General features: G+C 54.5%; 30 protein-coding genes, 2 pseudogenes and 1 riboswitch. Of the genes and pseudogenes, 7 read left to right on the top strand and 25 right to left on the bottom strand.

Going from position 1 to position 24828, the window contains the following annotated elements:
• Nucleotides 1-23 precede the first annotated feature (23 nt).
• From ACFIOZ_RS05695 to ACFIOZ_RS05665, 7 genes are all read right to left on the bottom strand, one after another.
• Nucleotides 24-617 (bottom strand): hypothetical protein, encoded by a 594-nt coding sequence (locus ACFIOZ_RS05695; protein WP_386082725.1) that lies wholly within the window; start codon nt 615-617, stop codon nt 24-26.
• Between the two features lie 143 nt (nt 618-760).
• Entirely contained in the window at nt 761-1774 is a 1014-nt protein-coding gene (locus ACFIOZ_RS05690) for a Rieske 2Fe-2S domain-containing protein (protein WP_386082724.1), read from the bottom strand.
• A complete protein-coding gene (locus ACFIOZ_RS05685; protein ID WP_386082723.1) occupies nt 1774-2934 on the bottom strand; it encodes an ATP-grasp domain-containing protein in 1161 nt (386 codons plus the stop codon). Before ACFIOZ_RS05685 ends, ACFIOZ_RS05690 begins: the two co-directional genes overlap by 1 nt.
• Nucleotides 2927-4120 carry a hypothetical protein gene (locus tag ACFIOZ_RS05680; RefSeq protein WP_386082722.1) on the bottom strand — a complete coding sequence of 398 codons (1194 nt, stop codon included), beginning with the start codon at nt 4118-4120 and terminating at the stop codon, nt 2927-2929. Before ACFIOZ_RS05680 ends, ACFIOZ_RS05685 begins: the two co-directional genes overlap by 8 nt.
• 43 nt (nt 4121-4163) lie before the next feature.
• Nucleotides 4164-5012 (bottom strand): MBL fold metallo-hydrolase, encoded by an 849-nt coding sequence (locus ACFIOZ_RS05675; protein ID WP_386082721.1) that lies wholly within the window; start codon nt 5010-5012, stop codon nt 4164-4166.
• Entirely contained in the window at nt 5009-6019 is a 1011-nt protein-coding gene (locus ACFIOZ_RS05670; protein WP_386082720.1) for an NAD-dependent epimerase/dehydratase family protein, read from the bottom strand. The genes ACFIOZ_RS05675 and ACFIOZ_RS05670 overlap by 4 nt, the downstream gene beginning before the upstream one ends.
• Nucleotides 6016-7011: a 3-oxoacyl-[acyl-carrier-protein] synthase III C-terminal domain-containing protein gene (locus ACFIOZ_RS05665; RefSeq protein WP_386082719.1), complete on the bottom strand. Its 996-nt coding sequence runs from the start codon at nt 7009-7011 to the stop codon at nt 6016-6018. The genes ACFIOZ_RS05670 and ACFIOZ_RS05665 overlap by 4 nt, the downstream gene beginning before the upstream one ends.
• A 646-nt stretch (nt 7012-7657) precedes the next feature.
• Between ACFIOZ_RS05665 and ACFIOZ_RS05660 the strand changes: the two genes are divergently transcribed.
• From ACFIOZ_RS05660 to ACFIOZ_RS05645, 4 genes are read left to right on the top strand one after another with little or no spacing between them, the layout of a single operon-like run.
• Complete coding sequence (locus ACFIOZ_RS05660; RefSeq protein WP_386082718.1) at nt 7658-8479, top strand: aldo/keto reductase; 822 nt, start codon at nt 7658-7660, stop codon at nt 8477-8479.
• 37 nt (nt 8480-8516) lie between these two features.
• Entirely contained in the window at nt 8517-8927 is a 411-nt protein-coding gene (locus ACFIOZ_RS05655) for a hypothetical protein (protein WP_386082717.1), read from the top strand.
• Nucleotides 8924-9871: an aldo/keto reductase gene (locus ACFIOZ_RS05650; RefSeq protein WP_386082716.1), complete on the top strand. Its 948-nt coding sequence runs from the start codon at nt 8924-8926 to the stop codon at nt 9869-9871. The genes ACFIOZ_RS05655 and ACFIOZ_RS05650 overlap by 4 nt, the downstream gene beginning before the upstream one ends.
• Entirely contained in the window at nt 9868-10545 is a 678-nt protein-coding gene (locus ACFIOZ_RS05645; RefSeq protein ID WP_386082715.1) for a DUF6064 family protein, read from the top strand. Before ACFIOZ_RS05650 ends, ACFIOZ_RS05645 begins: the two co-directional genes overlap by 4 nt.
• A 167-nt stretch (nt 10546-10712) precedes the next feature.
• Here ACFIOZ_RS05645 and ACFIOZ_RS05640 read toward each other — a convergent pair whose 3' ends face one another.
• Nucleotides 10713-11609: a DMT family transporter gene (locus tag ACFIOZ_RS05640; RefSeq protein ID WP_386082714.1), complete on the bottom strand. Its 897-nt coding sequence runs from the start codon at nt 11607-11609 to the stop codon at nt 10713-10715.
• A gap of 167 nt (nt 11610-11776) precedes the next feature.
• Between ACFIOZ_RS05640 and ACFIOZ_RS05635 the strand changes: the two genes are divergently transcribed.
• Nucleotides 11777-12658 (top strand): helix-turn-helix domain-containing protein, encoded by an 882-nt coding sequence (locus ACFIOZ_RS05635; RefSeq protein ID WP_386082713.1) that lies wholly within the window; start codon nt 11777-11779, stop codon nt 12656-12658.
• A gap of 166 nt (nt 12659-12824) precedes the next feature.
• Here ACFIOZ_RS05635 and ACFIOZ_RS05630 read toward each other — a convergent pair whose 3' ends face one another.
• From ACFIOZ_RS05630 to ACFIOZ_RS05555, 16 genes and pseudogenes are all read right to left on the bottom strand, one after another.
• The gene (locus ACFIOZ_RS05630) at nt 12825-12989 is read right to left on the bottom strand and encodes a CcdB family protein (protein ID WP_386082712.1); all 165 of its coding nucleotides are present in this window, start codon (nt 12987-12989) and stop codon (nt 12825-12827) included.
• On the bottom strand, nt 12989-13234 hold the full coding sequence (locus tag ACFIOZ_RS05625) for a type II toxin-antitoxin system CcdA family antitoxin (protein ID WP_386082711.1): 246 nt from the start codon (nt 13232-13234) through the stop codon (nt 12989-12991). The genes ACFIOZ_RS05630 and ACFIOZ_RS05625 overlap by 1 nt, the downstream gene beginning before the upstream one ends.
• Before the next feature lie 222 nt (nt 13235-13456).
• A complete protein-coding gene (locus tag ACFIOZ_RS05620; protein ID WP_386082710.1) occupies nt 13457-13984 on the bottom strand; it encodes a GNAT family N-acetyltransferase in 528 nt (175 codons plus the stop codon).
• A 2-nt stretch (nt 13985-13986) separates the two neighbouring features.
• Nucleotides 13987-14415, bottom strand: a complete 429-nt coding sequence (locus tag ACFIOZ_RS05615) for a GNAT family N-acetyltransferase (protein WP_386082709.1) — start codon at nt 14413-14415, stop codon at nt 13987-13989.
• A 38-nt stretch (nt 14416-14453) separates the two neighbouring features.
• On the bottom strand, nt 14454-14804 hold the full coding sequence (locus ACFIOZ_RS05610) for a GNAT family N-acetyltransferase (RefSeq protein ID WP_386082708.1): 351 nt from the start codon (nt 14802-14804) through the stop codon (nt 14454-14456).
• Between the two features lie 130 nt (nt 14805-14934).
• Entirely contained in the window at nt 14935-15822 is an 888-nt protein-coding gene (locus tag ACFIOZ_RS05605; RefSeq protein WP_386082707.1) for a DMT family transporter, read from the bottom strand.
• Between the two features lie 88 nt (nt 15823-15910).
• Nucleotides 15911-16642: an AraC family transcriptional regulator gene (locus tag ACFIOZ_RS05600; RefSeq protein ID WP_386082706.1), complete on the bottom strand. Its 732-nt coding sequence runs from the start codon at nt 16640-16642 to the stop codon at nt 15911-15913.
• A 247-nt stretch (nt 16643-16889) separates the two neighbouring features.
• Nucleotides 16890-17534 (bottom strand): alanyl-tRNA editing protein, encoded by a 645-nt coding sequence (locus ACFIOZ_RS05595; RefSeq protein WP_386082705.1) that lies wholly within the window; start codon nt 17532-17534, stop codon nt 16890-16892.
• A 189-nt stretch (nt 17535-17723) separates the two neighbouring features.
• Nucleotides 17724-18392, bottom strand: a complete 669-nt coding sequence (locus tag ACFIOZ_RS05590; protein ID WP_386082704.1) for a hypothetical protein — start codon at nt 18390-18392, stop codon at nt 17724-17726.
• Nucleotides 18393-18444: 52 nt separating this feature from the next.
• A complete protein-coding gene (locus tag ACFIOZ_RS05585; RefSeq protein WP_386082703.1) occupies nt 18445-18948 on the bottom strand; it encodes a GNAT family N-acetyltransferase in 504 nt (167 codons plus the stop codon).
• Between the two features lie 88 nt (nt 18949-19036).
• Nucleotides 19037-19504 carry a hypothetical protein gene (locus ACFIOZ_RS05580; protein WP_386082702.1) on the bottom strand — a complete coding sequence of 156 codons (468 nt, stop codon included), beginning with the start codon at nt 19502-19504 and terminating at the stop codon, nt 19037-19039.
• A gap of 33 nt (nt 19505-19537) precedes the next feature.
• On the bottom strand, nt 19538-19921 hold the full coding sequence (locus ACFIOZ_RS05575) for a hypothetical protein (protein ID WP_386082701.1): 384 nt from the start codon (nt 19919-19921) through the stop codon (nt 19538-19540).
• Between the two features lie 208 nt (nt 19922-20129).
• A pseudogene (locus ACFIOZ_RS05570) lies at nt 20130-20721 on the bottom strand (integrase core domain-containing protein).
• 336 nt (nt 20722-21057) lie between these two features.
• Complete coding sequence (locus ACFIOZ_RS05565; protein WP_386082700.1) at nt 21058-21552, bottom strand: hypothetical protein; 495 nt, start codon at nt 21550-21552, stop codon at nt 21058-21060.
• 175 nt (nt 21553-21727) lie between these two features.
• Entirely contained in the window at nt 21728-22147 is a 420-nt protein-coding gene (locus ACFIOZ_RS05560; protein ID WP_386082699.1) for a bleomycin resistance protein, read from the bottom strand.
• Between the two features lie 91 nt (nt 22148-22238).
• Complete coding sequence (locus ACFIOZ_RS05555) at nt 22239-22736, bottom strand: gamma-glutamylcyclotransferase family protein (RefSeq protein WP_386082698.1); 498 nt, start codon at nt 22734-22736, stop codon at nt 22239-22241.
• 224 nt (nt 22737-22960) lie between these two features.
• Here ACFIOZ_RS05555 and ACFIOZ_RS05550 point away from each other — a divergent pair.
• Nucleotides 22961-23119 (top strand): annotated as a pseudogene (locus ACFIOZ_RS05550) (phage integrase N-terminal SAM-like domain-containing protein); the annotation flags it as partial.
• 53 nt (nt 23120-23172) lie between these two features.
• On the opposite strand, the gene ACFIOZ_RS05545 reads toward ACFIOZ_RS05550, so the two are convergent.
• The gene (locus ACFIOZ_RS05545) at nt 23173-23775 is read right to left on the bottom strand and encodes a class I SAM-dependent methyltransferase (protein WP_386082697.1); all 603 of its coding nucleotides are present in this window, start codon (nt 23773-23775) and stop codon (nt 23173-23175) included.
• Between the two features lie 129 nt (nt 23776-23904).
• Nucleotides 23905-24036, top strand: a riboswitch (TPP riboswitch).
• Between the two features lie 81 nt (nt 24037-24117).
• Here ACFIOZ_RS05545 and tenA point away from each other — a divergent pair.
• The gene (tenA, locus tag ACFIOZ_RS05540; protein ID WP_386082696.1) at nt 24118-24801 is read left to right on the top strand and encodes a thiaminase II; all 684 of its coding nucleotides are present in this window, start codon (nt 24118-24120) and stop codon (nt 24799-24801) included.
• Nucleotides 24802-24828: the final 27 nt, after the last annotated feature.

Here is a 24828-nt window from a genome sequence, read left to right as displayed (position 1 = left end):
GCTCATTAACACACTCTGCTTGTTCATGGCCCAAGCAAACCCTGTGACACCGCAAAAAGTGCGAAGAGAGGAATTGCCACGACCGTTGCGGCCGCATCAAACGTAATGGCTACAGGCGTTGCAATAACACGTCCGGCGGTATCGATGGGGCCCCTGGGCATGCTCATCCTGACTTGATACTCGTTTTCGAGCTTTTCAAGCGGCAAACTTCCCTCAATGGTATATCGCTCGCCCCTAATCTCCCGTATCAACTGGAAGCTATTCGTGACAGGATTTTTCGTAAAGCCCAATGCGGTTAATTGGCTGACAAGCTCGGCTGAAGGGTTCTGTTCATGTAGTGTGAGCTTAATGCTGCCGGTCACCACATTGGCGCTAGAGAGCGAGAAGCCGCTAAATTCGGGAAGAAACTCAATCTCTCGGCTGAGCATCAACGCCTGACCAAGTCGCTGCTGAGAGGGAAATAGATAAGCCTCACGCCGTGTGGTGACCACTAAATCATTCGTTTCTTGGTTAACATAGAAGCCGTTAACGGCCACCACTCTTTCAGGCTTGGGCTCCCACAGTTTTGTGGTGCAGCCCGCTAAAAAAATACATAGAACGATCACTACTCGATACATGCTTCTCTCCTGGTTATGGCTCATGAGCAAAAAAGTAAACTTTACCTAACCAAAGCTTTAAAAAACTAGGATTTTTATAAGTATCATTTAATGTAAATACCAAATGTACGGAGAGCGACTCGTTAGCTCAACGCCCACCGAGGCTAAAGCCTTACCTCCACCGCTGGATCAGTGCCAGGCTCTAACTGCTCACCCACCCAGAGCCGATGCAATCGAGTTTTAAGAATGTCGCCAGGCCCAGAGATGAATTTAGGCTGTCCGAAGTGAGTCATCACTTCGTGCTGGCGCTCTAATGCGCGACGATCTTGCGAAACCACTGGAGCCAGGAACAGCCGAATGGCCAACTGTTTGAGCCAGCTTGGCGCCATACCTTTGGGTGTCGAAAAGCGCGCGAAAGGCGTGAAACTGCTTCCTGTCACTGGTGTGAAAATGGCAGTAACACATAACGTCAACTTGGTTTCACCTTCCCAGCGCGCTTGAACCGTAGTGGGCGGATAGTAGCGCGAGATGCTGCGCGAGCGATCACGCTCCAAAAAGCGCGACATCAGGCCATAGTCGGGCTGGGTTTGCTCGATGGCCATATCGATTCCGTCACCGTAGCTGGTAACAATCAGCTCCACTGGCAAGCGTCGATCCCGACGACGAATAAAACCATGGTGCAGATGATTGGTGTGGAACGGATCCATCACATTTTCAACCGCATCGTAGGCGCGACCCACCCAGGTGCCTTGTTGCCACCAGAAATGATCGAGTTCAGGGTTACCGAAGTCAGGAGGTAACGCTGGCTCGACGGGTGCCGCGTCAGAAAGCGCCACAAAGACTCCCCCGTGCCGCTCGACCACGCGCAATGCCTCAGCCTTGAGCCGTTGTTCATGGGTCGTATCGACCAGGCAACCGGGCACTTCAGTGCAAGTTCCATCGCTTGCGAAGCGCCAGCCGTGATAAGGACACTCGAGCGCCCCTTTGTGAACACGCCCTTCAGACAGTGGATAATTGCGGTGCGGGCATCGATCGACCAAGGCGCCAACCCCCTCTTCACTGCGAAAGAGTGCAATCGGTGTATCGCAGCACATGACCTTTTGCGCTTTACCGCGCTTCAAATCTTTCGATAAGGCAACCATGTGCCAGGCATCACGGACTGACTGGGGGAATGTCATTAAGGCAGCTCCTCACCATTCCACTCAAGATCGTAAGTGGCGGCGGCATTTGTCGAGATATTGTGTTTGAAACCCGTCAGGGCGAAGGAGGCGGCGTCGCAAAGCGCGCCTAGCAAAGGCCAGCGATCGCCAGACCGAGACACCACGTCGCGCCCGGTAGCAACGCAGCGCCACCAATCGCGCATACGCGCACCACGCACCGCCTGCGGCAGGCCAAATACGACCATCGCCGGGCCAAGATAAAGAGTGCGTGGCGCGGCTTCAGGTGCGGCGACCCCATCACCGATTGCATGGGCCAGATGACCGGCACCAGTGAGCAGATGCACGCCGCTGGTTGCGCGCGGATTACATTCGAGCAGGTAGGCAGCCCCCGCTTCATCGAACACTGCATCGCAAGCGAACTGCCCGTGAATGGCGGCACACTGCGCCAGGCGAGCAGCCATTGTGCGCAGCGTTTCGCGATGCTGATCTGCGACAGGTTCAAAAGCATAGCCAGCTCCCCCGCCCAGGCGCCAGCTGGAACGGTAGGCAGCAAAGGCAACCAACGCTCCCCGATGCGCCACGCCGTGAAAGCAGACTTCTTCGCCATGTATACGCGCTTGTGCCATCCAGGGTGTGCCGGGGGTGGGTGCAATAGCGGCCAACGCAGCCCGGTCAGGGGCGACCAGCGCGCTATCACCAAATCGGCTGAAGCGCGGTTTGAACACCCACTCGCGACTCCTGCTAGCGAAGCGATCCAACTCTTCTACGCAATCTATCGGATGGCTTTCCGGTACAGGCAGGCCCCATTCGCCGCACTGGCGCGCAAAGGCGAACTTGTCGTGAAGTTGGCGCAACGTCGCAAGGTCAGGCACAAACAGGCGCTCACCCAATCGGCACTGAAGGGCGGGCGCCGCCAGATGGAAAACCTCCTCGCAGGTCGGCACTACCCGCTCGAAACCGAAGGTATCGACTAGCTCGACAATACGCGCGCGAAAGGCTGCGCCCTGCTGCCGGGGCGCGGGATAGCGGTGAACCCGCGCAGGGGCTTTCGACCAGCGCGCCATACGCACCGGTACGCTGTCAGCCAGATGCGGCTCCCATCCGGCGGCGGCGAAATCCCGGGCAATATCCAGTGCGGCAACCGCCCGAGCGCCGGTAATAAGCACGCGTCTAGCCATCGCGCCACACCACTTTACGGCGTTTGGGGCCGCTCCACGCGCTCAGATCATGAAAGACCTCAACCGGCACCGGTAAATCGCATGCCTGGCTCAGCGCCCGAGCAGCCGTCGTTGCGCTCGGGGTGGAGATAGCGGCAGGGCCAAGCGATGAGAAATGCAGTACGACGCGTTCAGGCCCTGCTTCTGCCTGCCAGATTTTGTCGCCCCCCAGCACCGCCTCAAGCGCGGCTACCACCTGAGGTGGCGTAACGGTGCGACCCTCAAAGCGCCAGATATCGCTCACCCGGCCTTGTGGCGCATGGATGACGCGACCAGCAAAACCGCACGGGCAGGAACAAGCGTCGAGTTCCAGATAATCGTCGCCGCGAACACGGACAATCGGTTGGCTGGTGCGGCGAAGGTCGGTAATAATCGGTCGATAGCCAGGCGTACCGGGAACCGGCTCGAGCTCGATAGCCATCGCATGATCGTTGAGGTGCAGCCGGCCGTTCGCACACTCAGCGGCCAGAAACCCTTCGGTCGCTTGGTATATTTGGCGTGGCCTTACCCCCAGCCGCTCAGTGAGGAAATCGCACTCAGCTTCGCTAGTCGGCTCGCTGCCGCAAAATAGATGCTGCAGCGAGGGGAAATGCGCCCCTGCAGCTGCGAAAGCGGCCAGCCGATGCGGCGGTGCGATCAGGATCGTCGGCTCGAAGTGCGCCAGTTCTGCAGCGCTCTGATCAATCGACGCTTCAAGAGGGAAATGGGCAAACGTAAACCGCCCTCGCCCAACATCGCTGTAGAGCGCATTGCTGGCGCGCAAATGCAGGGCGAGCCGTTGGCGCTTGAGCAAGGCACGCGCTGGGAGCAGTCGGGCCAGGCTCTGGCCGATGTAGTCGGCACGCTCTGCGGGGCTGGCGAGAAATAGCCCTCGCGCACCGCCTCCCGTTCCAGTCGACCAGCCTGCCGACAATTCGCCAACGGCAGTGCCTTGCTCTGCGGCGGCAGCCAACCCGCGCAGTTCCTCATCGCTCATGCCTAGGCTGTTCCAGGCGCCGTAATCAGCACGAAGATCCGCGATGTCAGTGACCGGAAACTCCGCCAGATCGCGACCAGCATAGCGTGCCAGTGCGGGCGTACGGGCAATGACAGGCTGCAGCTTGCGCCACATGCTGGCTCGCCGCGCAGCCAGTTGCGTCGGCGACATGCTAAGCGCACGGCGCGTTCGTATCCACGCGGCTAAGACCCGGTCAGTTCGCATCATGGCCGCCAAAACGCTTGGCACTGGCAGCGCAATGTGAAGGTAGGATGACCAGGTCGCCATTGCAGCACGCCGCCTCGCTCAACAGGTTTAGCGTAGCGCGATAACGCCGGGTATCGCCGAGAAGTGCGGTGGTCAGCCACGGCGGCGGTCGGCGTTGCGTGATTGATTTGCCAAGCCACACCGCATCGGCAGCCAGCAAGACCTGGCGATCGTCGCTGGTGCGCAGTGCCAGCCCCCAGTGGCCAACGCAATGACCGGGCAGTTCGACGGCGACCAAGCTGCCGTCACCCAGGATGTCACGGCCTTCGCTAAAGGGCGCGAACCCGCTGGGTAGTGACACTGCTGGCGCATCTTCAAAAAAGCGAGCATTGGCATCGGCTGCCTGGGGAACCAGTGAAGGCAGCAGGCCCTGGCGCACGCGGCCAAAGCGACCCGGCCGGCGCAATTCGGACAGACCCGCACGGGCGCAATAGAGCGGCCGCTGGGCAAGGTGGCACATCCCGGCGACATGATCGCCATGAAAATGCGAGATAATGGTGCCAACAATCGCGCTGTCTTCAATCCCATGGGTCGCGAGCCAGGCGCTCCACGCCTGCTGTGCATCAATGTTGACCGGCGTTGTCCAGCGATAGAACCGCTCGGGGAACGTCTCGGTTGCATCGATAAAAGCAGGATCATAGCCGGTATCGAACAACAAAATACCCCGCGTGGGGTGCTCAATCACCCCCACCATGGCGGGAAAATCAACCGCACATAGGCTCCCACCCGAGAGAGTGGCGACCTCTGGATGGCGGCATAAACCGCGTTCAAGCCAACGAAATCCGACGCGAATCATGGCTGCTCTTCCTGCGTGGCAAGCTGCCGCGCTTCGGCCAGCAGGGTTGCCAGTGCATCATGCTGGGGTCGGTAGCCGAGTAGTCGCTGAGCAGGCTCGAGATCAAAGGTCTGAGAGTAGGCCAGCGTCGCCAGCTTGTAACGGGTCAGCATCGGCTCGCGAGCAGAGCGCATCAGCAGCGCAGCGTTTTCACTGAGCACAGCAATAGCACGCGCCAAGCCAACCGGCAGTGAGACAAGCTGCGGTGTTTTTCCCAACGCCTTGGCGAGCTTACCAGCCACCTCTCGTACCGCAATGGGTCTACCTCCCGATATGTTGATTGCCTTTCCGGCAAGCCCGACTGCCTGCTCCTCAGCGGCGCAGATGGCCCATGCGGCGTCGCGCAGATCGGTCAACTCAATCAGCGCCCGGCCGCCACGCGGAAGCGGCATCCGCTCGCGCCCCGCCAGTTCGGCCAACTTGGACAAGATCACCCGATCGCCCGGCCCCACCAGTGCGCGCGGGCGAATGGCGCAGCAGGCCATGGCGTCCTCACACCGCACAAGCACGCTACGTTCCGCCGCGAGCTTGGTACGTGCGTAGTGGTTAAGTGGCTGAAGCGTAGGGGCGTCATATTCGCCGATGGCTAACCGGTCACGATACGCGGCAAAAATTGATGGCGAAGAAACAAACACGAAACGCTCTACGCCCGAGCGGCTGGCCGCTTCAAGCAGTTGTTCGGTCAGTTGAAGGTTGTGGATCTCAAATGCTCGCGGTGGGCCCCAGCTGGCCGATAAGGCGGCGGCATGAATCACGCTATCGACATCCTTCAGGAGCTCGCGAAAATCAGTTTCTGGGTGGGTAAGCTCCACCCTAACGAACTGCGCGCCGAGTGACGTTAGCGCCTCGCCCGCAACCTGCGAACGCCCTGTGGCACGCACAGCATGCCCGCGTTTTAGCGCCTCGCGCACCAGCGCCATGCCCAGCCCGCCGGTCGCCCCGGTGATAAGGATACGCCGTTGGCTCATAGCTTGAGCACCATGGCACTGGCACTGATCCCCGCGGCGGTGCCCAGCAGCAGGATATAGTCACCCGGCTTGGCGACACCCGCCGTAAGTGCGTGGGCGAGCACGGTCGGGATTGAGGCAGCGATCTGGTTACCGGTATTCGGAAAGATATTGACCACGCGGTCACTGTTGGGCGCGAAAAGCCGCTTAATATGCTCGACCCCAGGTGCACTGGCCTGATGGCAAATCACGCAGGCGAGATCCTCCTTGCTTATGTCCGCCTGCTCGAGCGCACGCTCGATGACACCAGGCAACGCTTTGGCAGCGGCCTTGAAAATACCAAAGGCATCCATTTCGAAATAGGAACCGGCGACCAGAGCCTGGTAACCTTCAGCGATACGCAACTTTGTGCCGCCCGCCCGAAGCTGCGCTAGCGCGTGGTGAGCACCATGGGTGACCGAAACGCTTGAACGCATTCCACACGTTGTGTCTGTCGTCGCCTCAATCGCCAGTGCCGCTGCGCCATCGCCAAAGATGGAACGCGTTTTCGGTTCATCGGGGTTAAGCCCTGCCGACGCGATGTCGCTAGAGAACACCAGCGCGCGCCGCCAGCGTCCACAAGCAATGCCCATGGCGGCGATATCCAGTGCCACCATAAAGGATAAACAGGTCTGGTTGACGTCAAAGCTAGGCACGCCGAACTGGCTAAAGCCGAGACGGTTCTGAACTAAAGCGGCTGTAGACGGGATCGGTTGCTCCATAACGCCACAGCCACCGATGATCACGTCGGGCGGCGTGTTGTGCCAGCCGGCGCGGTTCAGCGCCTCGCGGGCGGCTTCGGTCGCCATCATTGAGGTGGTCTCATCCTCGCTAGCGACATGGCGCGAAGCGATACCAAACTGGCGTTCAGTCCAGCCAGGAGGATGACCATGCCGCTCATCCAGGGCGCGCGAAGTTTGCTGGATACGAGGGCGATAACTGCCCCACCCGGCAATCGTGAAGTTGCTAATCATATGTCCATTTCTAACCGATTCGCTCTCATACTCTAATAAAGATTAATATCAATCAATTAGAAATTAGACGGTGCGCAATTTATTGTTAACTAGGCAGATTGCGTAAAGGGGAGCTAATCACACCCTTAAAGTGGTTCGTGATGGGCGGATAGCTGCCTGATGCTTACATTTGTTAAATTCCGGCTGCACCCGCGGTGGCTAAACCCAAGTAGAGGGCCAACACCGTTAACAACCTAACCCACCACAGAGTAAACTGCCTGCGAAACAGGTTTATAACGAACAGCATACTTCCTACTATCCCAACTAAAACACCGAACCCAACGACCACTGCCCCTGGCTCGCCACCGAGGAAATAGATGCGCATTATTTCGGGGAACACACTCCAGATAAGAGGGATGAACAAAGCAACTACAACACTTGCTAAACCAGTAGCTAATGCCGCGACTTCGAGCCTAAACATAGCACTCCAATATGTATTTAACGCCGCTTATCTTTGGTGATTAAGTTACCGATAAGCTGGATGACAAAACGCACTTCCTCAAGCTGTACGACGCAGAAAGCAGGTTTGCGCAAGGTGCAGTTTTTAAGTCTATGAACTGCGATGGATGTGGGCTGTCAGAGCTGCATCATAGCAGGAGATAGCAATATGCAGACGATTGAGCTAGGCGGAGAAAGCGTACCCCGTATCGGCCAGGGCACCTGGCATATGGGCGAGAATGCCGGGCAGCGGCAGGCGGAGGTCAGGGCGCTGCGTGAAGGTCTGGATTTGGGCATGACGCTGATCGATACCGCCGAGATGTATGCGGAAGGCGGCGCAGAAGAGGTCGTTGGCCAAGCATTTCAAGGTCGGCGCGATGAGGTGTATCTGGTCAGTAAGGTCTACCCCCACAACGCCAGCGCCGAGGGTGTGCAAGCCGCCTGCGAGCGAAGCCTGCGCCGATTGGGCACCGACACTATCGATCTCTACCTGCTGCACTGGCGCGGCCAGTACCCGCTGAGCGAAACAGTGGAAGCGTTTGAGCAACTGCGCGAGCAGGGCAAGATCCTGCGCTGGGGCGTGTCGAACTTTGACATTGACGACTTGGCAGAGCTCGACGCACCCGCTTGCGCCACCAATCAGGTGCTCTACAACCCCGAAGCACGCGGCATTGAATACGATCTGCTACCCTGGCAAGCACAGCACAACATGCCGCTCATGGCCTACTGCCCCATCGGCCAAGGCGGCACGCTACTGCGTGACGCCACCCTGCAACACATTGCCGACAAACACAACGCCACCACCGCCCAAGTCGCCCTCGCCTGGGCCCTGCGCCACCCTGGGGTGATCGCTATTCCCAAAGCCGTCAACCTGGATCACCTCAGACAGAACGCCAAGGCAGATACCGTCAGACTCGACGACGATGACCTTGCTCAGATCGACGCCGCCTTTCCTCCGCCAACGCGCAAGCACTCCTTGCAGATGGTGTAAGGCTAGGCCGTCAACGGCCCTGCACTGGAGAGATGCCATGCCACTGCCCGCCCCACCCAATGCCTGGATCCGCTTCCTCGCCCACCTGCTGTTTATCCTCGCTGCGTGGACGCTGTTTATCAAATACCTATTCCCCGTTGGCTATGCACTGGCATACGGCGAGCCCTGGGCGCGGTATATCTATTGGGATCTCTGGCCAGTGGCCCACGTCTGGCTAGGCTGGGCGCTGCTCAAACAGCCCCGCTACACGCGTGCATTGGCGGTGGGCATGTCCGTTATTGAAATCCTCATCATCGGCACCCTGTCCGTGCGCTTTCTCAATGACCCCGAGTGGTCGATCTGGCGTACCAACTGGTTTGTAAATAAGGTGTTTGTATTGACCTGCTTTGTGCTGGTGTTGGCGGCCACGGTGCCGAGCCCCAAAAAATGGAAGGAGCGACCGCTATGAGCTATCTCATCAAGCATCGCATCACGCGCCGAGAAAGCCTTACGCTCATCGGCGCCACGCTGGCCGCGACGATGTTGCCAAGCGTGCCGCTGCTTGCCAACACCGGCGGTATACACCGGAAGGCCTTCGCGGGGAGTGACCAAAAGCTGCCCGTGATTGGCATGGGCACCTGGCGCACCTTCAACGTTGGCAGTGATCCGAAGTTGCTCGACGCGCGTACCGAGGTGGTGAAGGCTTTTTTCGAGCATGGCGGCGGCCTGATCGACTCTTCGCCCATGTACGGCTCGGCGCCGGATGTGATGGGTTATGCCTTACAAGAGCTTGGAATGCCCGAAAGCCTGTTTTCCGCCGAAAAAGTCTGGAGCCCCGCTGGTGGCTCCGCCCGGGAGCAGGTGGCGAAGCTAAAAGAGCGCTGGACGGTGGATCACTTCGACCTGATGCAGGTGCATAACCTGACCGACTGGCGCGAGCACCTGGCTGCGCTGCAGGAAATGAAGGCCGAAGGCGTTATCGGCCATGTCGGCATTACCACCTCCCACGGGCGCCGCCACGACGAGGTCGAGCAGATCATGTCGTCTGAGGATATCGACTTTGTTCAGCTCACCTACAACATCACCCACCGCGAAGCCGAAAACCGGCTACTGCCCCTGGCAGAAGAACGGGGCATCGGCGTGATCGCCAACCGGCCTTACGATGGCGGCAGCCTGATCAAGCATCTCAAGCAGCGTAATGCGGCATTGCCCGAGTGGGCCAACGAGGAATGCGGCTGCACAACCTGGGCGGACTTCCTGCTGAAATTCATCGTCAGCCAGCCAGCGATCACCTGCGCGATACCCGCCACCACCCAGGTCGAACATATGCGCGAGAACATGCGCGCCGGCCACTCCCCTATGCCCTCTGCCGATGCCCGGCAGCGGATGGCTGACTATATCGAGTCGCTATGAACGCCTGGACAAGTTACCGGCTACAGGACTTTATTCCCTTCACGGCGGAGGTGTACTTTCGCCTGATGGAACGCATGGGCGAAACCTTCTGGCCGCTGCAATTACTGACCCTCGCCCTGGGCGCCGCCACCCTGGCACTGGCGCTAAGACACCGCACGCGACTCGCCTGCCTGTTACCCGCCCCGCTCTGGGCCTTTGTCGCCGTGGCGTTTTTCTTTCAGCGCTATGCAGAACTCAACTGGGCCGGGGGCTATGTCGGTTTCACTTTTATCGCCCAGGTCGTTCTACTGATAGTGATGGCGCTTACGGGATGGGGTTTGGATAACACGCCACGCGCAACAAACCCACCGGTTACTATCGGCATAGCCATCACCCTCTACGGCCTGATCATCATGCCGCTGGTGGCGCCGCTGAGCGGTGGTTCCTGGTACCAGGCAGAAGTCTTCGGCATCCATGCCGATCCCACAGCAGTGACCACGCTTGGCCTGGTGCTTATTCTGCTACGAGGGTTCGCCCTTTGGGTCGCCGTCATCATTCCCACACTCTGGCTGGTCGTGTCAGGTCTGACTCTGCAGGTGTTGGATTCGACGGGCGCAACAACGCTTTTCGCCGTGTTGGTGATTGCGCTGGTGGGGTTGGTCTGGAAAAGCATGAGATCCAAGGGCAGGAGATAAAAATGCAGCGCCGGTGCCGTTAACAGGCAGGGCTACGCAGCCTGTTTTAGCTGAATAAATAGAAGGTTCAAAGTTCCTCCTTGGATCCGGCTTTGAGGCATGCTTGGAGCACAGTGTAGTAGCATTCAACCACAGCAACTGAAAGGCAGAGACCTCTTTATTCGTCACTAAACAGGCTGCCGCCACCGCCAGACCCAACGATGGGCGTTAAACATCAGCAGGTTGCCACTCACAATCATTGCTAACCCTATAAGTGCATCCGCATGCCACTGGTAACCCTCGAATACCGTTGACAGTGCCAGCGCAACCAAAGGAAACAGTACCGTCGCGTAGGCCGCTTTACCGGCCCCAATACGGCCAACCAGCATAAAGTAGGCACCAAAGCCTCCCACCGATCCTATTACGGCTAAATAAACCAGGGCACCTAGATATATCGGTTCCGCTGGCAGGCTGAAACTGGCCCCCTGAACCCAGGCAATCACCCCCATCAACATCCCCCCATACAACATGGCAAAGGCGTTGGTGGTGTTGATTTGCAGACCGCATCGCTGGTGCCTGACCGACACCATGTTACCCAGCGAAAACCCGTAGGTACCCAGCAACGTCAAGCCAATGGCACCCAGTAGTTCCCAGGTAGCCTCAACGGTGACCAGGTCTTGCCAGAAAATCAGCGCCATACCCGGCAAACCAAGGGCCAGTGCCAAGTAAAATACTCGCGGCACCGGTGTGCGAAAGAACAGGTAGCCATTGGCAGCGTTAAACAGTATCGACATCGAAAACAGAATAGCGATCAGGCCGCTGGGGAGATAACCCGCAGCGGTATAGAAGCAGTAGAAATTCAGACCAAACACACAGCCACCCTGCACTAGGCAGAAAAGATGATCCCTGGCCTGCAGAGCCTGGCGCCGGCGAAACAACGTAAGCCCGGCTAACAACACCAGCGCGGCGATGAGAAAACGATAGAATACCGAGACCGGCACTGCCACGTCGCCCACTTGCCAGGCAATAGCCAGCCAGGTCGAGCCCCAGATCAGAACCGTTGAGATATACAAAAAGCTATTCATGGCTCGCCATTCCAGAGTGGTTAGTGTCAGCCATAGTGTCGGCTCACCCCGGCTGGTTGGCTTGCCCGCGATTGCGCCAGTTTGTCTATTCTTGCGGTTGAGTGGTTCGCTGGATTGAGTTTCGTGCTAAGCCTGAGTACTGTTAACGCAGTGCCCAGGAGCCGCCAATGTTCACCGATACCTTGAACCACTATCCCAGGATGAGACAGACGCAGGCGCGTCTGCTGAGTAGCACCCAGCTAAAAAACGGCATGGCGCTGGCACGTTGGAGTAACTTAAAAGACCGTATTGAGAACATTCACTCAAACCACCACACTCTGAGCGTTTATCTTAACGGTGCAGAGAACTCCCTGCGCTGGCAGGGTTCACAAACCATTGCCAGCGCGACCAGCAACAGCGTGTGTTTAATGCCCGCCAACCTGGACACCAATTGGGAAGTACGCGGGCCTATCTCACATCTGCATTTCTATTTCAGCGACACTCACCTGAGCCAGTTGATCGAACAGGTATGGGATAAAGATGGCCAACGTGTACAACTGGACGAAATCGACTTTGCCGAGGACGCCCTGCTCACTCAGCTGTTTTGCACTACCCTTGGGCAGAGCGACTGGCAAGACCCGCTGGATCAGCTAGCGCTGGATTCCGCCACCCAAACGGCATTGATACACACCCTACGCCACTACAGCCAGCGCCGTCTGCCGACTCTACGCCCGACGGGTGGGCTGCCTACGTGGCAATTAAAACGAGTGGTGGAGTTTATTGAGCACCACCTGAACCAGCCGCTCACACTGAAAGACATGGCGGGCATCACTGGCCTAAGCGACTACCACTTCGCCCGGATGTTCAAACAGACCACTGGCTACCCGCCCCATCGTTATGTCTTGCACCGTCGCCTTATCCGGGCGCGACACTTGTTGGCGGAAACTTCGCTAAATATGACTGAGATCGCGCTGCGCTGCGGTTTCGGCTCCAGCAGCCATTTCAGCAACCGCTTTCGTGCGGAGACAGGGGTCAGCCCCACAGAGTATCGGACGCAACAACGCAGCTAGGATTCTTACGAAGACTACCGTCCTGTTTACTTATTATAAAACGGAGAAACCATGCCACCGTGCACCCAATACTACCAGCAGTGTTGTCGTAAGCAGTACCAGCAGTGCGGGTGAAAAGGAGCTGGCATCCAAGCTAAGCGTATTTACTGATTTTATGGCTGGAGTGTTATTCAAAGACCTGGATGTTGCACACTGTGTTGCGACTATTAACGAGCAGAGCTAGCACATGCAGCACAACAACTCTGGAGTTCAAGCCGCTGAGAAGGTCTGACTGAACGTCCAGCAAATAGCCAGTCCCACCCTCATTTTCAAAAACGTCGAAACGAGCCATCAGAACTGACGGTGCCGTGCGAGAGGCAAGCCGTTAGCTTCCACGTATGCGTTCGAGCTTGCCAGGGCGCTGGCATTGTCTTCCAGCCACTTCTCCTGCTTATGCCGCTTCACAGCTTCCGCAATCCCTTCCTCTGCGGATCTCGATACATTGATTCCCAAGCTTTTTGCCTCTTTGAGAAGCGCACTATCTAGCGATAGGTTCGTTGGTTTTCGGGTGGATTTGGTCACTTCAGTAGCGTGCATGGTTCAATCCTCGCGCGGAACCATAGACTTATAATATGCGCGCATTATATGCGCATCAAGTTTGCAAAGCGGCAGGTTTTGTTCGAACAGCGCTTTAATCTCATAGGCACGGCGGCTGACGAAGCTAGTGCGAGATGCACATCGACTTGATCTCGCTGGGTAAGGTACCCATCTCCTTGATGCACCGAAGCTGGAGCAAAACGACTCGGGGGCTAATCTTAATTAAACTATGTACTGGTAACGGTAAACATCTCTATATTCTCCGCCCAGCTGTGGAGCTTGATAAAAACTCGGGGCTCTTCCAGTAAGCACGAACCCCGCTTTAACTAAAGCGCTTTGAGCGGCAGCGTTATCTACGTCTGTGAAAGAGCTAACGCCTGCCGCCTGGCCGGTTGCGAGCAAGTGTTGGGAGGTTAGTGCCAAAGCCTCTGCTGCGAACCCGCGACCTCTGTATGGGATGCCGATGCCGAAGTGAACAGCCATCGACGCATCATCCTTGGCAACGGTTATCAGCCCTGCAACAGTACCGTAACTAATGGCCTCTATTACCCAGACGCACGTGCCATTAGATGCCAGGCTACTAGGATTAGAGAGCTTCTTGAGCATGCTCTCAGTTTGCGCAACGTCGATGTGTGGCTGCCGAGCCAAGTACTTCGCTGAGCCCAGGTCGCCAGTATAGATCTTAAAGATCGACGGGGTATCCTCAGGCCTGTAGTAGCGCAATCCTAGCCGTTCTGAACCAGTGATCATATCTAGGGGCTCTTCTTCAGAAGGACAACCTGGGCCTTATCCTTCCTGTACCCCAGAGACTCATAGAAGAGGTGTGACTGCCCCCTAAGCGCATTAGCGCGCACTCGGATAACATCCACTTTTCCTGACAGCCACTTTTCCGCTTCGAGAACCAAGCCTTTACCAAGCCCTTGTCCTCTGGCGTTTTTGCTTACTACCAGGCTAACGATCTCTCCCTTGACGCCCTCAGCCAAACGCACATCAAAAATAGCGGATACACAGCCGAGAACGTTACCAGACACCTCCGCGACAAACACTTCCCCACCCTGCTTCCGCACAGCGCTAACACTGCTTACGAGCACCTCCCCAGAAAGATCATAGCCGAGCTGGGCCATTAGCGGGATCAGCGCTTGAGTGTCTTGGTGAGTGTACTTTCGATAAATTGTATTCATGTTTACTCTATTGCGCTTCGCTAAGTCGCAATGGGTTGCTAGCTACCTGCAAACGCTTCAAGCGCTTCTCCTGCCAAACGGTAGCCCTCCCACTCATGTTGTGGCTTTGCACCTATTGACTCATAGAACTGAATCGCGGGCTCATTCCAGTCACGCACGCTCCACTCGAAACGACCACACTCTTTTGACACAGCAATGTTAGCAAGGTACTTCAAAAGCGCCTTGCCAGCACCAACGCTTCGATACTCAGGAGAAACATACAAATCTTTAAGATATAACCCATGCTTGCCGAGCCATGTTGAAAAGTTGAAAAAATAAACGGCAAAACCAATAGGCTCGTTATTGAAGTTGCAAATCAGAGCTTTAGTTGTCGTGTTAGCGCCAAACAAAGCGTTTTCTATTATTGCTAACGAATAAGTAGCTTGCCCTCTATCTTGAACACTGAATCTCGGTGGCCACTTCGGTCTTGACGGAGTTGGAGATAACGCGAGCAAGTCGCCATTTGCAGCACCAGCGTCATCATTGCTTATGATGCGAGCCCCGCTGCTTCGCGCTACCTGCAATCAAGGAACCAATGACGATGAGCACACTGGCACTCAATACGGCCACCGTGGCCTCGCCGTATCCCGCCAGGAGCAGTAGCACCACCGAAATGAGTGGCGCGCTGTAGGCCAAGGTGCCAAGTAGCTGGATGTTCCCGTGTTTGACGCCATAGTCCCAGGTAAAAAATGCGATGCCAACCGGCCCCAGGCCCAGCCCAACCACACCTACCCATTGCATCAAGCCATCCGGCCACACCGTCTCTTCCCACAGCATATGGCATCCTAAAGCCAGCAGCGCCGTCACGCCACAAAACCAACCGACGGCATCCGTTGGCACTGTACGCACCAATCGGCTGAGCACAGAGTAAGAAGACCAGATCAATGCACACGCCAACGCGACCAGATAGCCAGGCAGGTGCTCCCATGCAAAACCACCGGCCTGACGGCTGATCAACAGCCAGCAGCCCAACAGAGCCAGCAACGCCCCCACGATAGACGTCGCGCGTAAGCGCTCGCCTGGCAATAGCGCAGACAACAGCACGATCAGTAGTGGCCAGAGGTAAGCCAACAGGCTGACCTCCACCGCCGGTGCTAGCGTCATCGCCTTGAAATAGGCAAAGTGATAACCGAATAACCCGACGATACCGATACACCAGGCAAACGGCGGTTGGCGTATATAGCGAACGCCCGTATGGCCAGCCAAGATCCAACGCCCACCCATCAACAGAAACGCGATGCCGAAAGTCATGGCCATCAGTTGGAACTCAGGAATTTCGCCACCGGATAGCTTGGTCAGCAAAGCCAACGTGCCCCACAGCAGCACGGAAATGGATCCGATCCAGGTAGCGGCGTTAACGGTTGCCATGTCTCTTCTCCCCGAAATTGTCGTGCGTTAGCAATGACGGGAGAGCGTATCCATAGCATCGATGAGGATCTTTTGAATCCTGGCGGAATTATGTCGAGAGACGGCGGAAGTGGCTAGGCGGTTTACCAAAGTGGCGTCTGAAGCGGTCGCTGAAGGCCGATAACGACGAGTAGCCCACCGCATCAGCCACCCGCTGAACGCTGAGGCCTGAATGCTCAAGAAGCCGCCACGCCTCTTTCATCCGTACGTCTGTGAGATATTGATGAGGCGTCACACCCACCTGATGGCGAAAAAGATCGTTCAACTGACGAATGCTCAGATGGGCCACGCTGGCTACCTCGGCCATGGAAATCGGTCGCTGAAAGTGATCATCCAGAAACTGTTGCGCTGCGTGAACCCTGCGATCCAGCTGCAATTGACTTCCATGGCGCTCTTGCAGCAGTTGGATCAGCAATAGCAGCATGTGATGCTGGGTAGCACCCGCCACCGCCCCGCTCATAGCCTGAGCATGTAGGAACTGGATGTAATGGCGCAGTGCCAAATCAAGCTCGGCGAAACAAGGCAGCTTATCTAGCGCAGGCGCCAGCCCTTCCGGCAAATCGACCACCAAAAACCGGTTATCTTCTGTTGCAGCAAACCCATGGACGCTTCCTGAAGGAATGATCGCCGCACGGTGCTGTGCCACCTCCCCCGCCATGGCATCTATCGACAGAAAAAGCGTACCGACCAAGGGCAGTACCAGTTGATGATGGTCGTGGGAATGACGTTTCACTTCATCGTCATAGGTACGTATGTGCAGGCCAATATCGGGATGTTTCATGACCTTACTCAGCAATCGTGGGCATATTTACTTCCTCGGCCTGATTCATCGGCCGTTTGCCGTGGGCCTTTGGGTAACGCCCGCTGGATGGGCGAAAACGGCAACCCTTGCGGGGGCTTCCAGGCTCGGTGCATCACGAGAGAAGCACCGGTGCCCTTTCAACGAGTGCACCCATTTTAGGGAAGTCTGGGTGACAGCGTGGTGACATCACCCAAGTCTCAGAAGCTTTCATAAAATGAAAATTTGACTATTGAGTATCTAATAAAATCTCGACTCGCTCTTTTCCTCGACCGATGTTATTTCTTTTCAACCTGATAGGCCCGATCTCTCTGGTCGTTCTGACATGGGTTCCCCCGCAAGGTACTTTTGAGAACCCCTCAATCTCCCAATATCTGCGCTCGTTTTTACTGTCATCAAAGCCAGTCTGTATCGTTAATCCTGATTCAATAATTCGGTTTGCCTCATCGGCAAATCCTTGCAGCATGGGAGATATGCTTTCAGGCCACTCAAAATCTATCCTCGCTTTATTTTGGGCGATATGGGCACCCACTTTATTTATCCCTGGCACCGCTTTATAAAACAGTTCCAGAACAAGTTCGGCAGCAAAATGGAGACGCATAAGCCGGTAGCGCCTCTCCCAGTCAATTTCTATGCGGACAGATTGGCCAAGCCCAAGCTGATGATCGTCAGGTAAGGTGTAGATGATCTCGGAACCTTTTTTCACTGCCGAAATAACCGGATAACCCCCAATAGTTCCGTAATCGCTCTCCTGCCCCCCTGAAAAGGCAAAAAAGATGGTTGATTCCAAAGTAATCTGAGATCCATCAACTGAAGCAACGAATGTATCGTGGTTAGTTTGGTATGGGTTTTGCCAAAATATTTTTTGTGTCATGACACACCTCAGTTGAAAGCTCCGCATCTAACGCTGCAGCATGCGCGCCTTGTTAGTGGAGACAAAAGCCGCAACGAACAAGGCATCGCCGTGCCTGGCTGATGATAAGTGACCGCTAGCTGCTCAGATATGATCGTCTGAGCTCTAATATACGCCTTGCGATGCTTATATCTTGGGACATCCAGCGCCTTAAGGCCCGCAGCGCCACTCGCCCTGCCAATCACGCTGAGCGCCGTCGGCCCGGTCATACGTCAACGTCGCCGGCCTTGGCGGCGACTCCCCGCCTTCAGTGGGCTCACCGATGACCTCAATGTGGACGGTCTTGCCCTTGCCACTGAAAGTTGGAGACTCCGTTATGCCATTAAAGCCCCCCGGTGCCGACACGCGCTCCACATAACCGGCGACCTTGACCACCCCTTGCGCCGCATCGGACGACCCCACATTGCCCATGGCTATCAGTAACACTTCCCTATCATCCGTGGTGAACTGGCAACCCAGCTCGCCGGGAAGGCTGGCCTCGTTCATGTCCTCCTCCGTAAGAGCGTTCAGCGTAATCTCGGAACCATCACCGCCCTGGGTCTGCCCCGAGGGAGCGGCACTTTCCTGTTGATCGGAATCATTCGGCGCCTCGGCTGACGGTGAGGTCGACGACGATTGCGCCGCCTCTTCCTCTGCGTCCGAGGACGGGTTGGAGCAGCCGGTGATCAAGGTGATGGCCAGCACACTTGCTAACAGAGTGACGGCGAGATTTGCACCGCGTTGGGTAAAGGGCATGGTGCCTCCTGGAAAAATAAAACCTACTTTAGAGTAACGCGTACAACTATGAATAATCGCTCCTTGAAAGCCAGTAAAGACCACTGGGATTCTATCTCAGCGACGTCCGGGCCCGAAGGATCGTATTGCCTGCTATTTAAGGAGCAATGACCACATAGCGTTGGACAACCGCTCCGCCATAGAGAATCTCAGACTCCAGGCTTCCACCATTCGCTTTAATCATTCTCGTTGAAGGCTCATTGTGCTTGTGGCAATGGATATTTATTTCCCGAATTCCGTGTTCAATAGCCTTCTCGATAGTGAACTTCATAAGTGTATTACCAAGCCCCTTACCCCGGCTGGAAGGCCTTATGCCGAGCCCAATATGGCCTCCCGCGTTGCGAATTCTCTCGTTGAGGTGGTACCTGAGATTGGACACTCCCAGTATTTCGCCTTCATCCACCAGCCAGTATGTGGATGCGGGGACAAATCCCTCTGGAAGATCATCCCCATACCTGAACTGCTCCAATCTTGCTAGCAGCGCTGGGAAATCAGAGTGATCAAAGTCCAGAGGGAATGGATAGCGCTCTTCCTCACCCAGCTCCTGGATGTATTCTCGATAGCTTCTCTCAAAGTCTGAGTTCGGAAGTATTAACTGCACTCGAATGTACTCCTTAACGCTACCAACACGCGCTGATTTGTAGGGAAGGCGCGGCCGAAACGAAAAAAATGCCACGTGATTGGCTTGGTTATGCGTTCTCACGGATAGCACGAACATCTTGGATGTCAACCGGGCGCGAAAGTAACGTTTTATATCGAATCAAATCTTCCTTCAACATAAGGGGAAGCTCAAGGCCCAGCAAATGCACGGTCGCATATCGAGAAAAATCTATATCGAGTGGAGCCCAGGTCTCTTTGCCTGCATCGAAGATATGCGGGCTATCAGCGCTACCTACCTCCACTTTGATACCGTGATATTTGAACTGGACATAGGTTAGATCCCAGCCTTCCTCTTGGCGATGAGCGGCAGCTTTGGATATAAACTCCTGGCCAGCCTGAACCACTGATGAAAAGTGTTCACCAGGAACGAAAAGGTCGATATCATTCAGCTCCCTCTCAGAGCCATATCCTTTTGCGGCGAGCCCTCCGCAGATTAGAAAAGGGATACTCCTGTCTCTCAATAATCCCACGATCCATTGGGCTGCTAAACAGTGCATACCTGAACTCCTTGTTAAACTAGTGAGTACGTATCACTCATAGTATCGAAACTCCTGCTCTTCAAATGCAGGTAAATCATGGATAAATGGCATACCTGAATCACTTTGACACTCAATATCTGCGAGTAACTTATCACCTTCAACCACATATACTCCGGCACGCTCAATTTTCTCTCTCGTACTGTCCTCAAGCCAATCTCCATTGCTGATACTCGAGTACACAACATAACTGTAGTCACCATTTTGGAAGGTTAAATTACCCTCTCCACCACCACTGTATGCGGTACGACTAAAATGGATGTCAGACTCTAGCTCCAGTTCGATTTTTTGCGGAGTGCCAAACCGATAAATCAAGACTTCTTCGCTATTTCGACACACCGAAATACGTTTGGATTCAGCGCTGCAGGAAAAAGACACTCTTTCGTCTGTGTTACACAAATCGTCAGAGTAAACACTGGGACTGAGCAAGATTGAAACTAATGATGCAAACACAGCTTTTATAATAAGAACCTTCAATTTTTTTAATGTGGAGCCTAACGAGGCTGTAGAAACACCTATTTTAGAGCCACTTCTATCGCCAGCTGCTGTAATTCCCCCATTTTACGAAGCAGCTCTTCGTAGAAATTTAAGCCGCCATCAGTAGCTGCCGTGGAGGAACACCAACGATAGCGGTATGGGGCCGCTGCTCGTTATTGCATTGCCATAGCCACTCAGTCGCGAGTTCATGGACATGGCTGACCGAGTCGAACTGGTGCAACTCCAACCATTCATACCGTGCCGTCCATTTGAAGCGTTCAATATAGGCATGTTGAGTCGGCTTGTCCGGCTGAATATATAAAAGCGTTATCCGGTTGCCGTTAACCCAGTCGATCATCGGTTGAGCGAAGTATTCAGAATCGTTATACAGCCGGATGGCTGCCGGTTTTTCCACGACACTCGATAATGTGCTTCAGAGAGCGGTTAACGCGGGCACTCGGCAATGACAGGTCAACTTCGATACCCAAGCCTTCGCGATTGTAATCATCAATGACATTGAAGGTTCGCAGTGTTCGACCGTCGATCAGCGAGACGTCCATGCCGCCAAATCTGGCGCGCCACTTTTAGAAAGTGGCGCGGCTCATGCCATCTTCACGGCATAGTTCTGGGACAGGCACGCCCTAGTCGGCCTGCTTGAGGATGGCTAGAATCTGGCTATCGGTAAATCGTGACTTTCTCATGGAAAACTCCTCACGCTCATTTTATCGGAATTTTCTACTTACAGCCGCTTCGGATTTTCGGGGGGGATTACACCTCGCCGTTCTCCTCAGCAATAAAGCAGTTCGCTGGGTCAATCTCGAAAAAACTCTGTAAGTAGGCCTGTGCATTGGCCAACTCCCAAGTTTCGTTATACGGTGGGACAGTGTACGCCTCGCAAAAGATCACAGCCGCTTGTTCAATATCTGCTATAGCGCAATTCAGTACCTGTATACTCCTCCATCCTATAAACCCCATAACGCCGCCATAAACTTGTTGCGAGTCCAGTGCAGCTTGCTGCACGATGTTTAATGGCCTTGTTAGCTCCAATCTTCCCAACGCTTGCCTTCCGCATGCCAAGGCAATGCTGGCTGGCTTCTGATCTTTTTGCTTCTGCCATTTTGAATATGATGTGTTTCTATGGTGTCAAAGATTCTCTTGCCTTTACGGTTGAATCGCACCAAAAAAAGTATAATAGGCTCGGCAGAATCGCCCCATTGGCTTTTAACTGCATTTAAATTATCGTTATAAAATCTGTTATCAGAATATGTTACAAAAACTGAAAACTGGCAGCTTTCTTTTGCTTCATGTAACTGCCTAACTTCATTTACCTTTTCAATTTTACGAGGCTCATACCACTCCCATTCTAAATTTGCAATTATTTGTTCGGCATTGTCTTTAATAACAGCATCGGTTCTATTGCCATGCTCAAAATACATGAAATAGCCAAGTAGATCTGAAGCAGTTCTTGCGCAGAACCCAATATGTGTTGTCCATTCAGCTCTTGAGGCTATTTCTTTGTGCTCCTTAGTCAAGGGAAAGTCCCGATACCAGAGAACATTAAATAACGTTATGAAATCTTTAGTTATACGTTTCAAATTTCCACCCCGAAAGAGCTAACGCTGCCCACAACCGCGAGCGGCAGCGAATCCAAGGCCCGTCCGTAGCAACGCGGAGGGGCTATTTTGGGCCTGTTGTTGCTGGGCCTTGTTATGCAGGTAATGGCTTCTCATCCAAATATTGGGAAAAACGTAATAAATAGCCACTTGGATCCTGCACAAGAAATTCCTTAAATCTACTAAGTTCTTTACCGGTATTGTACCAGGACTCTTTAACGTCTCTATAAAGCTCGTATCCGGCTTTCACTAACTGATGCTTCAATAAGATCGCATCATTACACTCAATTTGAAAATTTAACCCCGAACCCAAAGGGTACTTTAAACTTCCAACATTCCAGCCTTCCTCATGGTGCTCTTCAATCATTAAGTGAGCTTCATCTAGTTTTAAGTATGCAAAGCTTGGACTGGTTCTTAAATTTTCCACTTCAAACCCTAGGACATCGACGTAAAACTTATAAGATTCATTAAAATCAAGAACAGTAAGTTCCGGTACTAATTTAGGCCATTCCATTCTCAACACTCATGCATAGCGCCGCCAGCATGCACGGCTTTGTAGTGAAGGCAAAGCCTCAACGAAAAAGCCGTCGCTGTGCCTGGCCTTGTTAACTGTATATGGCACGCTGCTTTGCATCTCTTTCCTTGTCACTATCCTCGACCGTTTCAACCGAGGTGATTTTTATATCAATGTAATCCTGTGGAAGCGAAGCCTCATTTGCACCTATCAGAACGTGATTTACATACCAAGAGTACGGTTTTAATTTTTCATCGATTTTGGTGGCAACGTAGGTTGTAGCAGTTACTGGATTTTCATCATGGACTGATAATACAGTTACTTCTTTTTCTTCGTATCCATATCCAAGGCCTTCAGCCCTATCTAAAGCAGATTTTTCAGCAGAATCAATTTTGAACAAGACACCATAAATGACACTCTCCGAATCAGAAGTGAAAAATGCATCACATTTTCCCGAACCGTCTTTGCTCAACTTGTGAAACCTCAAGTCATGGTGACTAAGAGTAAAACAACCAATAGCCTCGGCACTTGGAACCCTTTCCCTTAGTCGAGAAAGTGACATATTCGATCCGTAAGCGAAGTAGTGCATGACACTCCTAAGCAGTTAACAGAGATTATACACCCTGCGATGAAACCTCAATGAACGCGACGTCACAATGACTGAGGTTTCATTGCCACCAAATTGAATCTACTTCATTGATTCTACAGCGTGCAAAGAGAATTTCGGCGATGTAGCCAAAATTCGTGGGCTTGCGCGTTTTGCCTTCCTCAATAACACTGTACATATAAACATAAACATTGAGGATTTCCTCCATGAAACTGATGGAACGCGTCAAGGCAACCATGAGGGTCAAGCGCTACAGCCTGCGTACTGAGAAAACCTATTGCTACCGGATCCGCTATTACATTCAGTTCCACAACTTAAGGCACCCTGCCACCAAGACAGGTCAAGAAGTAGGGCAATTTTTAGAGTATCTGGCCATCAAAAGGCATGTGGCAGCCGCCACCCAAAACTTGGTGTTCAATCAAACTACCGGCTTTCTCAAGATAAGATCAAACCGATGCCAGTGGTGCGGGACCAGCCCACCCTCGCCCTCGCTTTCACGTAAAAGCTCGATATTCAAGCCTCCACACATCTCCTCCACTGCTTGCTGTGAATGAAAGCTCATCGCTGAATGTGTAGCCCAGTCGTGTCTGTCGCCAAAGAGGTGGCCAACGAAGACACCTCCCTGTTCCAGCGCTGATAGGATCTTGTCCCACAGCGCGGTAAAGTGCGTTGGCTCACAGAACGGTAGACTTAGCCCAGCATGGATGAGTGCTGAAGGTGCTAGGCTTTTCAACTCCTCGAATGGCGAGTGCATGACCGTCAGATCAGCAGAGAACTGCTCGGCTTTTAATGCCTCGACGCGTGCAATGGCTTGGGGCTCCTTGTCGATTGCCAGAACACTCCAGCCCGCCCGCAACAGCATGGCAGTTTCGATACCGCTGCCACAGCCCAAATCGACGGCGTGACCGTTACCGATGGGTAAGCATTCATCACCTAGAGCGCGCCTTAACAGCGGGGAAGCGGCGCGTGTTTGATGGGCTTGGTAGAAGGCTTCCCAGCCCGCTCCGTGTTTGTTTTTCAATGTCGGTATTCCCGTATCACATCACACCGTGAGGCTGAGTATTGATGGCACTATCGAATAAAAACTAACACACAGCTCCGGCAACTACCCCCTTGCATCTCCCCCACCCGCCTCCTACACTGCCCTGAATACTGCTTGACGGGGTGCCGGTGGAACCGGCTGAGATCGCTATACGACTGGCTGCTACAGCAAGTCGTCACGGCGGGGCCCGTTGAACCTGATCCGGCTAGTACCGGCGTAGGAATCAAGCGGTGGTTGGGGTGCACCGTTTTCACCTGATAGCTTGCCCCAACTCACTCTCCCTTCGCCCGTGCGCCGGTTCGTTGTACCACCGGAGGCATTATGGGCTACCGCTTTACTGATCTCACCACCGCCTGCCATAACGATTGGCGCGCCTATATTGAGCATGATTTTGTGCGTCAGTTGGGCAGTACCACGCTGCCTGAAGCATCGTTTCGCCACTACCTGAAGCAGGACTACCTGTTTTTGATTCACTTCGCCCGTGCCTACGCGCTGGCGGCTTATAAAAGCCCCACCCTTGCCGATCTTCGCCAGGCCCATGAAGGCTTAAAAGCCATTGTGGATGTGGAGTTGGGCCTGCACGTGGGCTTTTGCCAGGCGTGGGGGATTTCCGAGCAAGAGCTGGAAGCGCTCCCCGAAGCCAGGGCGACGCTTGCCTACACCCGCTATGTATTGGATACCGGCAACCGCGGCGATCTACTCGATCTGCACGTGGCGCTAGCCCCCTGTCTGGTCGGCTATGGCGAAATCGCTAATTGGCTAAACGCCCAGCCCACAACCCTGCGCGGCGCGCAAAACCCCTATGACGCCTGGATTGCCATGTATGAAGGCGACGAGTTTCAGGCCGCCATGCAGGCGGAGCTTGAATGGCTCAACGCCCGCTTAGCCGATGTCACCCCCGCCCGCTTTGCTGAACTCAGCAAAATTTTCCGCGATGCCACTCGCCTGGAAATCGACTTCTGGCAGATGGGGTTAGCGCTAATAGACCAAGACCTGACAGCTTAATACAGCACTACAACAACCTATGGAGAC

The sequence above is a fragment of the Vreelandella sp. F11 genome, from assembly GCF_042466685.1.
In the GTDB taxonomy this organism is placed as follows: domain Bacteria; phylum Pseudomonadota; class Gammaproteobacteria; order Pseudomonadales; family Halomonadaceae; genus Vreelandella.
Note: the sequence above shows the minus strand (reverse complement) of the source record. Positions and strands in the feature narration are given on the sequence as shown.

Coding starts and splice junctions, on each gene's coding strand:
- ACFIOZ_RS05625 (WP_386082711.1), bottom strand. CDS start 13,234: ATGCACGCTACTGAAGTGACCAAATCCACCCGAAAACCAACGAACCTA.
- ACFIOZ_RS05580 (WP_386082702.1), bottom strand. CDS start 19,504: ATGCACTGTTTAGCAGCCCAATGGATCGTGGGATTATTGAGAGACAGG.
- ACFIOZ_RS05680 (WP_386082722.1), bottom strand. CDS start 4,120: ATGTCGCCGACGCAACTGGCTGCGCGGCGAGCCAGCATGTGGCGCAAG.
- ACFIOZ_RS05640 (WP_386082714.1), bottom strand. CDS start 11,609: ATGAATAGCTTTTTGTATATCTCAACGGTTCTGATCTGGGGCTCGACC.
- ACFIOZ_RS05615 (WP_386082709.1), bottom strand. CDS start 14,415: ATGAATACAATTTATCGAAAGTACACTCACCAAGACACTCAAGCGCTG.
- ACFIOZ_RS05670 (WP_386082720.1), bottom strand. CDS start 6,019: ATGAGCCAACGGCGTATCCTTATCACCGGGGCGACCGGCGGGCTGGGC.
- ACFIOZ_RS05555 (WP_386082698.1), bottom strand. CDS start 22,736: ATGCACTACTTCGCTTACGGATCGAATATGTCACTTTCTCGACTAAGG.
- ACFIOZ_RS05560 (WP_386082699.1), bottom strand. CDS start 22,147: ATGGAATGGCCTAAATTAGTACCGGAACTTACTGTTCTTGATTTTAAT.
- ACFIOZ_RS05630 (WP_386082712.1), bottom strand. CDS start 12,989: ATGGCTCGTTTCGACGTTTTTGAAAATGAGGGTGGGACTGGCTATTTG.
- ACFIOZ_RS05685 (WP_386082723.1), bottom strand. CDS start 2,934: ATGGCTAGACGCGTGCTTATTACCGGCGCTCGGGCGGTTGCCGCACTG.
- ACFIOZ_RS05660 (WP_386082718.1), top strand. CDS start 7,658: ATGCAGACGATTGAGCTAGGCGGAGAAAGCGTACCCCGTATCGGCCAG.
- ACFIOZ_RS05665 (WP_386082719.1), bottom strand. CDS start 7,011: ATGATTAGCAACTTCACGATTGCCGGGTGGGGCAGTTATCGCCCTCGT.
- ACFIOZ_RS05695 (WP_386082725.1), bottom strand. CDS start 617: ATGTATCGAGTAGTGATCGTTCTATGTATTTTTTTAGCGGGCTGCACC.
- ACFIOZ_RS05645 (WP_386082715.1), top strand. CDS start 9,868: ATGAACGCCTGGACAAGTTACCGGCTACAGGACTTTATTCCCTTCACG.
- ACFIOZ_RS05600 (WP_386082706.1), bottom strand. CDS start 16,642: ATGAAACATCCCGATATTGGCCTGCACATACGTACCTATGACGATGAA.
- ACFIOZ_RS05620 (WP_386082710.1), bottom strand. CDS start 13,984: ATGATCACTGGTTCAGAACGGCTAGGATTGCGCTACTACAGGCCTGAG.
- ACFIOZ_RS05635 (WP_386082713.1), top strand. CDS start 11,777: ATGTTCACCGATACCTTGAACCACTATCCCAGGATGAGACAGACGCAG.
- ACFIOZ_RS05650 (WP_386082716.1), top strand. CDS start 8,924: ATGAGCTATCTCATCAAGCATCGCATCACGCGCCGAGAAAGCCTTACG.
- tenA (WP_386082696.1), top strand. CDS start 24,118: ATGGGCTACCGCTTTACTGATCTCACCACCGCCTGCCATAACGATTGG.
- ACFIOZ_RS05595 (WP_386082705.1), bottom strand. CDS start 17,534: ATGACACAAAAAATATTTTGGCAAAACCCATACCAAACTAACCACGAT.
- ACFIOZ_RS05605 (WP_386082707.1), bottom strand. CDS start 15,822: ATGGCAACCGTTAACGCCGCTACCTGGATCGGATCCATTTCCGTGCTG.
- ACFIOZ_RS05690 (WP_386082724.1), bottom strand. CDS start 1,774: ATGACATTCCCCCAGTCAGTCCGTGATGCCTGGCACATGGTTGCCTTA.
- ACFIOZ_RS05655 (WP_386082717.1), top strand. CDS start 8,517: ATGCCACTGCCCGCCCCACCCAATGCCTGGATCCGCTTCCTCGCCCAC.
- ACFIOZ_RS05675 (WP_386082721.1), bottom strand. CDS start 5,012: ATGATTCGCGTCGGATTTCGTTGGCTTGAACGCGGTTTATGCCGCCAT.